General features: G+C 56.4%; 12 protein-coding genes. 7 read left to right on the forward strand and 5 right to left on the reverse strand.

Going from position 1 to position 13,029, the window contains the following annotated elements; translation table 11 throughout:
* Positions 1–819: 819 nt before the first annotated feature.
* From E2F51_RS16535 to spy, 6 genes are all read left to right on the forward strand, one after another.
* Complete coding sequence (locus E2F51_RS16535) at positions 820–2,040, forward strand: aspartate aminotransferase family protein (protein ID WP_013201881.1); 1,221 nt, start codon at positions 820–822, stop codon at positions 2,038–2,040.
* Positions 2,037–3,068: an arginine N-succinyltransferase gene (astA, locus tag E2F51_RS16540; protein WP_013201882.1), complete on the forward strand. Its 1,032-nt coding sequence runs from the start codon at positions 2,037–2,039 to the stop codon at positions 3,066–3,068. Before E2F51_RS16535 ends, astA begins: the two co-directional genes overlap by 4 nt.
* On the forward strand, positions 3,065–4,534 hold the full coding sequence (astD, locus tag E2F51_RS16545; protein ID WP_134823989.1) for a succinylglutamate-semialdehyde dehydrogenase: 1,470 nt from the start codon (positions 3,065–3,067) through the stop codon (positions 4,532–4,534). The genes astA and astD overlap by 4 nt, the downstream gene beginning before the upstream one ends.
* Positions 4,531–5,859, forward strand: a complete 1,329-nt coding sequence (gene astB / locus E2F51_RS16550; RefSeq protein ID WP_134823990.1) for an N-succinylarginine dihydrolase — start codon at positions 4,531–4,533, stop codon at positions 5,857–5,859. Before astD ends, astB begins: the two co-directional genes overlap by 4 nt.
* An 85-nt stretch (positions 5,860–5,944) precedes the next feature.
* Positions 5,945–6,946, forward strand: a complete 1,002-nt coding sequence (gene astE, locus E2F51_RS16555; protein WP_134823991.1) for a succinylglutamate desuccinylase — start codon at positions 5,945–5,947, stop codon at positions 6,944–6,946.
* A gap of 315 nt (positions 6,947–7,261) precedes the next feature.
* Complete coding sequence (gene spy, locus E2F51_RS16560; protein WP_053143505.1) at positions 7,262–7,756, forward strand: ATP-independent periplasmic protein-refolding chaperone Spy; 495 nt, start codon at positions 7,262–7,264, stop codon at positions 7,754–7,756.
* Positions 7,757–7,847: 91 nt separating this feature from the next.
* On the opposite strand, the gene cho is transcribed toward spy, so the two are convergent.
* The 5 genes from cho to E2F51_RS16585 all read right to left on the reverse strand — a co-directional run bounded on the left by cho (position 7,848) and on the right by E2F51_RS16585 (position 12,443).
* On the reverse strand, positions 7,848–8,711 hold the full coding sequence (gene cho, locus E2F51_RS16565; protein ID WP_134823992.1) for an excinuclease Cho: 864 nt from the start codon (positions 8,709–8,711) through the stop codon (positions 7,848–7,850).
* A 65-nt stretch (positions 8,712–8,776) separates the two neighbouring features.
* The gene (gene yddG / locus E2F51_RS16570) at positions 8,777–9,661 is read right to left on the reverse strand and encodes an aromatic amino acid DMT transporter YddG (RefSeq protein ID WP_013201888.1); all 885 of its coding nucleotides are present in this window, start codon (positions 9,659–9,661) and stop codon (positions 8,777–8,779) included.
* Between the two features lie 58 nt (positions 9,662–9,719).
* Positions 9,720–10,547 carry an ammonia-dependent NAD(+) synthetase gene (gene nadE / locus E2F51_RS16575; protein ID WP_013201889.1) on the reverse strand — a complete coding sequence of 276 codons (828 nt, stop codon included), beginning with the start codon at positions 10,545–10,547 and terminating at the stop codon, positions 9,720–9,722.
* A gap of 121 nt (positions 10,548–10,668) precedes the next feature.
* Positions 10,669–11,862 (reverse strand): multidrug effflux MFS transporter, encoded by a 1,194-nt coding sequence (locus E2F51_RS16580; RefSeq protein WP_013201890.1) that lies wholly within the window; start codon positions 11,860–11,862, stop codon positions 10,669–10,671.
* The gene (locus tag E2F51_RS16585; protein WP_134824894.1) at positions 11,859–12,443 is read right to left on the reverse strand and encodes a TetR/AcrR family transcriptional regulator; all 585 of its coding nucleotides are present in this window, start codon (positions 12,441–12,443) and stop codon (positions 11,859–11,861) included. The genes E2F51_RS16580 and E2F51_RS16585 overlap by 4 nt, the downstream gene beginning before the upstream one ends.
* Positions 12,444–12,653: 210 nt before the next feature.
* Between E2F51_RS16585 and osmE the strand changes: the two genes are divergently transcribed.
* Positions 12,654–12,989 (forward strand): osmotically-inducible lipoprotein OsmE, encoded by a 336-nt coding sequence (osmE, locus tag E2F51_RS16590; protein WP_013201892.1) that lies wholly within the window; start codon positions 12,654–12,656, stop codon positions 12,987–12,989.
* Positions 12,990–13,029: the final 40 nt, after the last annotated feature.

Below are 13,029 nucleotides of genomic sequence, written 5' to 3' on the forward strand. Positions count from 1 at the left end.
TATAAAGCGTCCTAATTTTACCTTTCTATAACATTATTTATCTAATTTAATAACCAGTGCTGCCGTGTGTTTTCTGTTCTTATTTTGTTCAATAACAAAAATAAAAATGGGCTTGGAATAAAAGCGTATTTGCGATTTTAGTTAATTTGGTGTTGCGGGATGTTTCTGTTGTTTTTTTAATCCTTTCAAGCTGGGCTTTGATAATTACCAAAGTTATTATTGTCGCGGAGAGTAGTTAACTTTTCGCTTTTTTAATTAGCGTGATAATTAATTGCCCAGCAGGCTCAACTGGCTGTTAACGCATTTAATGGCAGAACTGCGAGCCGTAGGGTTAAGCAGACGAATTTTATCGCGTTAAACCGACAAGCGCGCGCGGAGGGCTGCCGCCGTAAGAAGAGGGGGCAGACAGGAATTTTACCGTTGTTGCCTCACATTAATATGAAATCTGTTGCAACAGTTGCGCCCGGCATTGCCTCAAAGGGGTGCGTAAGGCGCGATTATGGTGCGCTAAATGCCTCTTTTTAAACCCTAATCCCGGCTTCGATCACAAAAGCGATATTTTATTTTCTCGTTGCATAATTCTTCTCTTTTTTATTCGGCAAACCCACCCCAATCAGAATGTTATTCACTTTATATGCATTAACTGTGCATAAGTGATTTTCGTAACTCCTTGATATTTGGTGGATACGATCGGTTTATGCATTTTTATCGCTGGCTGGCACGCTGCGTGCAATCTACAGTAGAGCCGCAATGAATCATTTCATTAACATTATTTAAACTTTTAAGTTACCTGCCAGTGCGCAGTAAACAGAGGCCGTTATGAACCCGTCAGTATCTCGCGAGAATTTTGATCAGTGGATTGTGCCAACCTATGCACCCGCCAGCTTTGTCCCGGTGCGTGCCGAGGGATCCACACTTTGGGATCAGCAGGGCAAGTCGTATATCGACTTTGCCGGCGGCATCGCGGTGAATGCGCTGGGCCATGCCCATCCGGATCTGCAAAAGGCACTGCAACAGCAGGCGGCAAAACTCTGGCATACCGGCAATGGCTACACTAACGAGCCGATTTTGCGCCTGGCGAAACAGTTGATTGATGCCACCTTTGCCGACCGGGTGTTTTTCTGTAACTCCGGGGCCGAAGCGAATGAAGCCGCCCTGAAGCTTGCGCGTAAAGTGGCCCACGACAAGGTGGGTGAGCAGAAAAGCGGCATCGTGGCGTTCAAGAATGCCTTCCATGGCCGCACCTTATTCACCGTGACTGCCGGTGGCCAGCCTGCCTACTCCAAAGACTTCGCGCCGCTTCCGGGCGGTATCGACCATGCCGTTTATAACGATCTGGCCTCGGCCGCCGCGCTGATTACCGACCAGACCTGTGCGGTTATCGTCGAGCCCATCCAGGGCGAAGGCGGCGTTGTGCCTGCTGAACCCGCTTTCCTGCGTGGCCTGCGTGAGCTGTGCGACCAACATCAGGCAGTGCTGATTTTTGATGAGGTGCAAAGTGGCGTGGGGCGTACCGGTTCCCTTTACGCCTACATGCACTACGGCGTCACGCCTGACGTGCTGACCACCGCCAAAGCGTTAGGTGGCGGTTTCCCGATGGGCGCGATGCTGACCACCGAAACGTTGGCGTCGGCAATGGGCGTCGGCACCCACGGCACCACCTACGGCGGTAACCCGCTGGCGGGCGCGGTGGGCGGCAAAGTGATGGAGTTGATCAATACGCCGGAAGTGATGTCTGGCGTCGCACTGCGTCACCAGTGGTTCGTTGACGGCCTGAATGAGATTAACCAACGTCTGCATCTGTTCAGCGAGATCCGCGGTCTGGGTCTGCTGATTGGTTGCGTGCTGAACCAGGATTACAACGGCCAGGCTAAGCAGTTTAACCAGGCGGCGGCGGTTGAAGGCTTAATGGTGCTGATTGCCGGCGCTAACGTCATTCGCTTTGCACCGTCGCTGATCATTTCGCAAGCCGAAGTGAAAGAAGGGCTGGCCCGTTTTGAAATTGCCTGTCGCGCCGTGATCGAAGGAGCCGCAAAATGATGGTCATCCGTCCTGTTGAACGTGACGATCTCGCTCAGCTGATGGCCCTTGCCAGCAAAACGGGTGGGGGATTGACCTCATTGCCTGCTGACAGCGTCACGCTGTCGGCGCGTATCGATCGTTCTATTCAGACCTGGCAGAACGAATTGCCGAAGGCTGAGCAGGGCTATGTGTTTGTGCTGGAGGACAGTGAATCGGGCAAAGCGGTCGGGATATGTGCGATTGAGGTGGCAGTAGGACTGCAGGATCCCTGGTATAACTTCCGCGTGGGAAGCCAGGTCCATGCCTCGAAAGAACTCAATGTTTACAACATGATGCCGACGCTGTCACTCAGCAATGACCATACCGGCAGCAGCGAGCTGTGCACGCTGTTCCTCGATCCGGATTACCGCAACGGCAAGAATGGTTATCTGCTGTCAAAATCCCGCTTCCTGTTTATGGCCGCCTTCCGCGATCGCTTTATGCAGAAGGTGGTGGCGGAAATGCGTGGGGTGATCGACGAAGCCGGCCACTCGCCGTTCTGGGAAAGTGTCGGCAGCCGTTTCTTCTCGATGTCCTTCAGCGAAGCGGACTACCTGTGCGGCACCGGACAAAAATCGTTTATCGCCGAGCTGATGCCGAAACATCCGCTGTATCTCGATTACCTGTCGGAAGAAGCCAAGGGCGTGATTGGTCAGACCCATCCGCAAACCGCACCGGCCCGTGCGGTGCTGGAAGCGGAGGGATTCCGCTATATGAACTACATCGACATTTTTGACGGCGGTCCAACGCTGGAATGCGATATCGATCGCGTGCGGGCAATCCGTAAAAGCCGACTGCTGAAGGTCAGCCTGGGTGAGCAGGCGGATAGCAGCCTGCCGTTATGCCTGGTGGCTAACGACAGTTACGCCGATTTCCGCGCGATCCTGCTGAACGTCGATCCCCATGGCGACAGCATGGCGCTTAGCGCTGAACAGGCTGAAATTTTACGCTGCGGGCCGGGCGACAGCCTGCGCGTGGTAACACTGAATGCGGAGAGTAAAGCATGACGCACTGTATTGAAGGTCAATGGTTGACGGGCGCGGGCGAGAATTTTAGCAAGTTGGATCCGGTCAGCGGTGAGCTGCTGTGGCAGGGCAAAGCGGCCAGCGTCGGCCAGGTGTCGGCGGCAGTTGGTGCAGCCCGCACGGCGTTCCCGGCCTGGGCGCGTCGGCCCTTTGCTGAGCGTCAGGCGATTGTCGAAAAATTTGCCGCGCTGCTGGAAAAAAATAAAGACGAGCTGACCGTTACCATCGCCCGTGAAACCGGCAAACCGCGCTGGGAGTCCGCCACCGAGATTCAGGCGATGATCAACAAAATCGCGATTTCCGTAAAGGCCTATCACACCCGCACCGGCACGACGGTAGAGGCAGAAAGTTCACTGCGTCACCGCCCGCATGGCGTGATGGCGGTGTTCGGGCCGTATAATTTCCCCGGTCATCTGCCGAATGGGCATATCGTTCCGGCGCTGCTGGCCGGGAACACCGTGGTCTTTAAGCCCAGCGAACTGACGCCGATGATTGCCGAGAAAGTCGTCAGGCTGTGGCAGAGCGCGGGCCTGCCGGATGGCGTGCTGAATATGGTGCAGGGCGGACGCGAAACCGGCCAAAGCCTGTCGAAAGAACCTCAGGTGGATGGCGTTCTGTTTACCGGCAGCGCGGCGACCGGTTATCAGCTGCACAGCCAGTTTGCCGGACGTCCGGACAAAATGCTGGCGCTGGAGATGGGCGGCAACAATGCGCTGATCGTTGAAGACCCGGATGATATCGATGCCGCGGTAAACCTGGCGATCCAGTCGGCCTTTATCACCGCCGGTCAGCGCTGCACCTGCGCGCGGCGGATGCTGGTGAAACGTGGCGCGGCAGGGGATGCTTTCCTGGCTCGCCTGACGGAAGTGGCCGCGCGGATCAAGCCCGGCGGTTGGGATGAGCAGCCGCAACCCTTTATGGGCAGCGTGATTTCCCTGCAGGCGGCGGAGCGTATCTTCAGCGAGTGGCAGGCCCGCGTGGAAGCCGGTGGCAAGGTGCTGCTGCCAATGACCTGGCTCGCCCGCGACAGCGCGATCCTGACGCCGGGGATTATTGATATCACCACGCTTAACAACGTGCCGGATGAAGAGGTGTTTGGGCCGCTGCTGACGGTGATCCGCTACGACGATTTCGATCAGGCCATCCGCCTGGCCAATAACACCCGTTATGGCCTCTCCTGCGGGCTGATTTCGCCGAAGCGTGAGCTTTTCGACCGCCTGCTGATTGAGTGCCGCGCCGGTATCGTCAACTGGAATAAACCGCTGACCGGTGCCGCCAGTAGCGCGCCGTTCGGTGGCATCGGCGCGTCCGGTAATCATCGCGCCAGCGCCTTCTATGCTGCCGACTACTGCGCATGGCCAATGGCCTCGCTGGAGTCTGCTGACCTGTCGCTGCCCGTGACGTTGTCACCTGGTCTGGACTTCGGTCCGGCGGGAGGCACGCAATGAGTGCACGTGAAGCAAACTTTGATGGCCTGCCGGGCCTGACGCACCATTACGCCGGCCTGTCGTTTGGTAATGAGGCCTCGACCCGCCATCAGCATCAGGTGTCTAACCCGAAGCTGGCCGCGTTGCAGGGCTTAATGAAGATGAAAGCGCTGGCCGATATGGGCTTTGTGCAAGGGGTGATCCCGCCGCATGAACGGCCGAACGTCGCCGCACTGCGCCAGATTGGTTTCAGTGGCACCGATGCGGAAGTGGTGGCCAAAGCGGCCAAGCAGGCGCCGCAGTTGCTGTCTGCCGCCAGCTCGGCCTCCGCCATGTGGGTGGCCAATGCGGCCACCGTGTCGCCTTCGGCGGACAGTGCCGACGGACGGGTGCATCTGACGGTGGCCAACCTGAACAATAAATTCCACCGCGCGATGGAGGCGCCGACAACCGGGGCGTTGTTGCGCGCGATTTTCCGCGATCCGCAGCATTTCAGCGTGCACGATGCGCTGCCGCAGGTCGGCATGTTTGGCGATGAGGGCGCGGCTAACCACAACCGCTTTAGCGCTTCCCATAATGATCCCGGGGTGCAGCTGTTTGTTTATGGTCGGGAAGAGGGCAAAAGCGGCATCGCGCCCGCGCGTTATCCTGCCCGTCAGACGCTTGAAGCCAGCCAGGCCGTCGCCCGACTGCATCAGCTGGATGCCGAACGCACGGTGTTCGCTCAGCAGAACCCGGCGGTGATCGACCAGGGCGTTTTCCATAATGACGTCATCGCGGTCAGCAATCAGCAGGTGCTGTTTTGCCATCAGCTGGCGTTTCAGGACCAGCCGGCGTTACTGGCTTCGCTGGCGGAAAAAATGCCCGGTTTTACGCCAATTGTGGTGCCGGATAATCAGGTCAGCGTGGCAGATGCGGTCGCCACCTACCTGTTCAACAGCCAGTTACTGAGCAAGCCAAACGGCAAAATGCTGCTGGTGCTGCCAGAAGAGGCGCGTCAGCATCCGGGCGTCTGGCGTTATCTGTGCGATCTGGTGGAAAGCGGCGGCGCCATTGACGAGCTGAAGGTATTCGACCTGCGTGAAAGTATGTGCAACGGCGGCGGTCCGGCCTGTTTGCGCCTGCGGGTGGTGCTCAACGACAGCCAGCTGGCGGCGGTCAATCCGTCGGTGATGATGAACGATTCGCTGTTTGCCACGCTGAATGGTTGGGTCGAGCGGCATTATCGCGACAGGCTGTCTCAACATGACCTGGCAGACCCACAATTGCTGATTGAAGGGCGGCAAGCACTGGACGAACTGACGAAGCTGCTAAACTTAGGGAATGTCTATAACTTTCAGCAGTAATCACGGATGACGCGAAGCGCATCATGGTACTCTGTGATGCGCCTTGCCTTATTGAAGGAGCAGAAACTCACAACAAGGAGAACGTATGCAGGACTTCCTGAAACAAACCCTGAGCGGAGAGCTACCCGAACAGATCGCCGGTCGCAATGACCAGTTGAGCTGGCAGTGGCTTGATGAAGGGATCCTTGAGCTGACCCCGATTAACCCAACGTCGCAGGCGTTTGTGGTCTCAGCGGGTATTCATGGTAATGAAACCGCCCCGGTTGAAATTCTCAATGAACTGATTAGCCAGCTGCTGCGCGGCGAGAAGCCTTTGCTGCCTCGTTTGCTGGTGATTTACGGCAACCCGGCGGCGTTACGCAACAATAAACGTTATCAGCGCTGCGACATCAACCGGATGTTTGGTGGCCGCTGGCAGCAGTATGAAGACTGCCCCGAAGCGCGCCGTGCATGGCGGCTTGAGCAGGCGATGGAAACCTTCTGGCAGGCTGGCAGCAGTGATGAAGTTCGCTGGCACCTGGATCTGCACACGGCGATCCGTGGTTCTTACCACACGCGATTCGGCGTGATGCCGCTGCGGACCACTCCGTGGCCGGAAGATTTCCTTCACTGGCTGGGTGCGGCAGGTCTGGAAGCGCTGGTGTTTCACCGTTCCGCCGGCGGCACCTTTACCCATTACAGCGGTAAACACTTTAGCGCCGCCAGCTGTACGCTGGAGCTGGGCAAAGCGTTGCCTTTCGGCAGCAATGACTTAACCCAGTTCAGTGCCGCTAAACAGGCGCTGGCCGCGGTGCTGTTCGGTGACGCCTTGCCTGAAGTGACTGCCCAGCCACAGCGTTATCGCGTGTCGCAGCAGATTACCCGTCACACCGAAGCCTTTAAGCTACATATGAGCGATGACACGCTGAACTTCACCGCCTTTCCGCAGGGAAGTTTACTGGCTGAAGATGGCGAAGAACGTTTCTATGTGCAGCAGGCGCGCGAGTACGTGATTTTCCCCAATCCCAATGTGGCGCTGGGGCAGCGGGCCGGGTTGATGCTGGTGGAAGATAACGCCCACAATGAAGCCTTAGGTTCGACCGAGTAGTCGTTGGCCGCTGGCCTGATTCAGGGCGATCGTTAATCTGGTCGCCCAGGGATTTTCGCCCTTACTTTTCCCTTTCCGGATCCTGTCGAACGTATTACACTTCTCCATAATTCCTGCATTAATCCCTTAAAATTCATATCTGTTAGCAATTCCTCACGATAATCTTCGCATTCTCTCCATGATTGCCGTCATTTTGTCTTTTATGCTTTCAGGGCTTTACCCAGGCTCTGAGTACTTGACGTTCAGCGCCCTAAACTGAGTTCCGACATCGCGACATTGTTGTCGTAACAGAACTGAAAAGTAAGGATAAAAACGATGCGTAAATTAACTTCTCTTGTTGTTGCAATGACACTGGCCCTGGGTGCTGCGAATATCGTTCACGCTGCGGCTGATAACATGACGCCTCCTCCAGCCGGAGCCGATAAAACCATGCATCAGCCACCACGTCATGGCGGCATGCACCACGAAATGTTTAAAGGTCTTAACCTGACCGACGCGCAGAAAACACAAATGCGCAGCATCATGAAAGATGCCCATAAAGACATGAAGCGTCCTTCTCTGGATGAGCGTCGCACCATGCACAGCATTATTGCCTCCGACAGCTTCGACCAGGCGAAAGCCGAAGCGCAAGCTACTAAAATGTCTGAAGAGGGTAAGGATCGTGCCCTGAAGATGATGGAAACGCAGAACAAGCTGTATAACGTGCTGACGCCAGAGCAGAAGAAGCAGTTCAACCAGAACTTTGAGAAACGTCTGACAGAAAAGCCGAAGCATGAAGGTAAAATGCTTCCACCGGACGCAGAAGGCTAAGCCCTGCTAATCCTCAACTGAATTGAGACCGCCGACGTTGTTCATGAGGGCCAGGTGCCGTGAACAGCGTCGGCGGTTTCGTTTGTGCGGCTTAAGGCAGGGGAAGGATCGGGAACTTTCCGCTGAGAATCGGCTTACAGAGGATTTTGTAGCCGTCACTGTCGAAGCCTTGCGGCGTGGTGGTGAGTTCGCTGGCCTGCGCCAGATCTTCTACCGAGCCGAGATAGAACCAGTTATTGATGATGTGGATCTGCTGGTGGTTGATTCCCTGCTCAACAACGCCGACCGCGCCTTGCCACGGCCAGCACTGCACCCGTACTCTCTCCAGCGCCGCAATCAGCCGCTGCTGATGATCGTCCAGACTCTCTTTCCCACAGCAGGCACCGGCACAGCGACCCAGGCTTGCGCGGAAACAGGCGCGTCCTTTGCTCAGCTTTTCCAGTCCTAAAACCCCCAGACACAAGCGCTGTTCATCGGCAATTTTCTGCAATTTTTCCAATGCGGCATGGCGGCTGGCATACAGGCCAAACAGATCCGGGGTATGGGAAAAGTCGAGATCTTTGGCATACACCACGGTCGGTTTTTCTCCGGCCATATGCAGTGAACAAAGCTGACGGTTTTTACGCAACCGCTTATTAAACAACGGCTGCTGCACCTTGATCATCTGTGCTTCCAGCAGCAGGGCGCCCAGCTCTCCGGCCGTTGGGATAAAGGTGACACGCTTTGCCTGACGCAGCATTTTTGCTTCATCGGCGGTGCGGAAATGGGACATCACCCGACTGCGCAAATTGACGCTCTTGCCAATATACAGCGGCATAGTTTCACTCTCGCCGTGAAAAACATACACGCCGGGCAGAGAAGGTAAGCCTTCAAGATACGGTCGGAGATGGTCGGGATATTGGTAGATCGCCGCGGGTTCAAATTCCAGGCGATGGCTTGCTGCACGTCTTGGCACACTGCGCTCCAGTTACTGTTTACTTGTACAGTGTAGCAGGACGTCTGCGGATAAAAAAGCGCCAGTTATCGCGTGGCGCGCCAGCAAATCAGCGAACCCAACGTTACCATGACCACGCCTTGCCAGAAGCTGAAGGCGGGCGTGAGCTGTAACCACAGCGTGGCGAGCAACGCAGAGAACACCGGCGTAAAGTACGATGCGGTGGCCAGCAGCGTCATGTTGCCATGCTGAATGCCGGCATTCCACGCGGAGTAAGCGATGGCGGTGGAGGCGGCCATAAACAGCACTTCAGCCACCACGCCGGGGGAGAAATGCATCGGCTCCGGCTGGCCACCAATGGCGAATTTCAGCCACAGCGCTATCGCGGTGATCAGGAAGAACAGGGTGACGCCGCTCTGACCTTCGGCATAACGACGGGTAACGTTGTTATACAGCGCCCAGGCAATCGCGGCGAAAAACGCCAGGCCATAGGCCAGCGGGTTGTCCATCACGTTGTGCCACAACAGCTGTGGCGTCCAGACGCTGTGGCCTTTCAGTACCCAGACGATGCCGCCCAGCGCCAGCGCCAGGCCTGGCCACAGCCACCAACGAAAGCGTTGCTGATTAAACGGGATAGCAAAGACAATGGTCAGGCTGGGCCACAGGTAATTGATCATCCCCAGCTCCAGCGCCTGCGGGCGGTTGTGGGCCAGACCGATCGACACCGCCAGACAGATTTCGTAGCTGACAAACAGCGCGCCGCCCCACCATAAATAGCGCGGAGGCAGATTGCGCCAGCGGGGCAGGCCGCGAGCGAGACACAGGAACAGCGCGCTGGCGCTGTAGATCAATGCTGCGCCGCCGGTGGCGCCAAGCGATTCAGAGATGCTGCGGATCAGCCCTACGGTGGTGCTCCATAAAACTATGGCGCACAGGCCAGTCAGGGTTGCCCGTTGCGGTGTCAGTGCCATCAGAGTCCGTTATGATGAAAAAGGGCGGTGAGGACCGCCCGGAGTGACGAGGTGAGGGTTATTTCTTCCAGAAGTCGTCGAACACGGTAATCGGTGGGCGACGCTTGTGCTCGGTCTTCAGATACCAGCCTTCAATGATTTTGGCGGCGGCATCGTCAATGGTTTTGCCTTCCAGATACTGGTCGATCATCTCATAGGTGACACCCAGCGCGACTTCATCCTGCAAGCCTGGACGGTCATCTTCCAGATCGGCGGTCGGCTGTTTCAGGTAGAGATGTTCCGGGCAGCCCAGTTCTTTTAATAGCTGTTTGCCCTGGCCTTTGTTCAGACGGAAGATGGGGTTGATATCGGTGCCGCCATCACCGTATTTGGTGAAGAAGCCGGTCACCGCTTCTGCGGCATGGTCCGTTCCGACCACCACACCGGCGTTCATCCCGGCAATGCTGTACTGCGCCTTCATGCGCTCGCGGGCCTTTTCGTTACCGCGAATAAAGTCCGACAGCGTCACGCCGGCATCGCGCAGGGCTTTCTCGCTGGCCAGAATCGCTTCTTTGATATTGACCGTCAGCACGCGGTCCGGCTTGATAAAGTCGATGGCATCCTGGCAATCCTGCTCGTCCGCCTGCACGCCATAAGGCAAACGCACGGCAATAAACTGGTAAGCGCTGTCGCCGGTTTCTTCACGCAGTTCGGCGATTGCCGTTTGGCTCAGTTTGCCAGTCAGGGTGGAGTCCTGACCGCCGCTGATGCCCAGTACCAGAGACTTGATAAAGGGATAGGTTTTCAGATACGACTTGAGAAAGTCGACGCTGGTGCGAATTTCCTGCTTAACCTCAATGGTGGGCTTAACGCCCAGCGCTTCGATAATTTCCTGTTGCAGAGCCATTTACCTCTCCTCAGATTCGTTCCGCGCGATCCGCGGCAGTTAAAAAACGTCTGCGGTAAAACTAACGCGACCGGGGCGAAACAACAAGAATCAATGCTGTTGTTTCGCCACCTTCTACTGATTAATCAGACGTTTTCGGTTTTTGGGTCAGCAGTAAAAACAGTGTGATTGCCAGCATATAGCAGCCAAAAATGGTCGCCGTCATGGTCAGCACCGAGGTGCCGCCGATGCCGGTGACCGGCACAGCGATGCCGCCAAGCGTAAACATGGTGACGCCCATCACCGCTGAAGCACTGCCGGCGCGATGTCCCTGACTTTGCATCGCCAGTGATGCTGCCGCCACACCCACCGCGCCATTACTGGCCACGCTGAAGAACAGGGCCACCAGCACCATCGGTAACGCCGCGCCGGTCAGCCCGGTAATCAGCAGGGTGCCGGAGGAGACGAAAGCCAGCGTTAAGGCACCTTTAACCACGCGATATTCGCCAAACAGCGGACTCAGGCGGGCACTGATTTGTGAAGCAAGGATCAGACCAACGCCGTTGGCCGCAAAGCAGAAACTGAAGGCCTGAGGCGACAGTCCGTACAGCTGCTGCAGGACAAAAGGCGAGGCGCCGATATAGGCAAACATGCCGGACATCATAAAGCCCTGCGTCAGGCAGAAGCCCATAAAGGGACGGTGTTTAATCACCGAGCCCAGCGCGGCCCAGGCAGAAAAAATGCTGCCCTGGCTGCGCCTTTCGGGGATCAAGGTTTCGGTCAGCTTCACTTTTGCCAGCACAAACAGCAGCGCGGCAATGGCGGCAATCACCATAAACAGCCCGCGCCAGTCCAGTACGGCCATCAACGCGCCGCCCATCACCGGGGCGGCAATCGGGGCCAGGCCGTTCACCAGCATCAGCAGGGCAAAGAAGCGCGTCAGCTCATGACCGCTGTACATATCACGGGCAATGGCGCGCGACAGCACTGCGCCACCGGCACCGAACAGCCCTTCACACAGACGCGCCAGCAACAGCTGGTTGATATTCTGTGCCAGCGCGCAGCCTACTGACGCAATCAGCAGCAGCACCAGCGAGATTAGCAGCGGCTTGATGCGGCCAAACTTGTCGCTCATCGGGCCAAAGATCAGCTGACCTAATCCCAGGCCGATCAGGCCGGCGGTCAGGCTTAACTGCGCGGTGGCGGTTGGCGTCTGCAAATCCTTTGCCAGAGACGGCAGGGCAGGAAGATAAAGATCGATACAAAGCGGCCCGAGAGCCGCCAGAAGTCCAAGCGTAATGGCATAGCCAATACGGTTACGGTGTGCAGTTGTCATTTTTCCTCTGTCTTAAAAAGGTGGTCCATAAATTGTTGGTATAAGGCGAAGAGTCTTTCCGCTGACGCTTTCTGAGGCGTCAGTCGGCGATACGACGTACCTTCGGCCAGCACGGCAAACACTTCCACGCAGGCGCGGATATGCTCATCGTCGAGGTCGGGATGGCTTTTTTTCACATTCTGGCAGGCATGAGTGAACATCCGCTCATCGGCTTCCACCATCATTCTGGCTACCGCCGGGTTGCGGGTCGCTTCGGCGGCGACTTCCAGCATCAAGGCTTCATCATCCTCATCCAGCGCATGCCGCCATGCCAGCAGCTGCGGCAGGTTGAGCGAGGTGGTGGTCTCTTCGATATGGACCAGCCGACTATCGATGATCCTCTTCACCATCTCAGCAATAATCGCGTCTTTATTGGTGAAATAACGATAAATCTGCCCAACGCTCAGGCGAGCTTCAGCCGCCAGCTGCGCCATACTGGCAGCATGAAATCCAGAGCGACGAAAACAACGCCGTCCGGCGGCGATAATTTCATCCTGGCGTTGACGATGGCGGGCATCGCGGGCTTCATTTGGGGTACTCATCATGACCTCAAGCCGGTAAGCGGTTCGCGGGTGAGCGAAAACCTGCGGGATAGCGGGGTGAGAGCGAACGTTCATTCTCAACGCCGGCATTATAGGCTTGCGGAGGTTCGGTGGCGAAGTGTTTTGGGCAATTTGCTGCCATAAAGTTGATAAATCAGCGTTTATGTACCAGGCTTATCCTCACATGGAAAATAAACGAGGAATAAAAACATGAATAAAGTAACGGGATTTATTGGTGCTGCGGTGGCTCTGGCCGTGTTGTCTGGTTGTTCGGCCTATGACCGTGCAGAAAGCTACGTGACCAAACCGGTTGTTCAGGACGTGAAGAAAGGAATGACCCGCCAGCAGGTTCGTGATATTGCCGGTCCTCCTTCTACCGAAATCACCATGGTCCATGCCCGTGGTACTTGCCAGAGCTATGTGCTCGGCGAGCGTGATGGCAAAATCCAGACTTACTTCGTCAGCTACAGTGATACTGGCCGTGTGATGAACTATGGCTTCCAGAGCTGTAAAGAGTACGATACCGATCCGCAAGCGGCTCAGTAATCGCACCCGCTTAATGAAAAACGGTCACCTTCGGGTGACC

The organism is Erwinia sp. QL-Z3, from assembly GCF_004551645.1.
GTDB lineage: Bacteria > Pseudomonadota > Gammaproteobacteria > Enterobacterales > Enterobacteriaceae > Erwinia > Erwinia billingiae.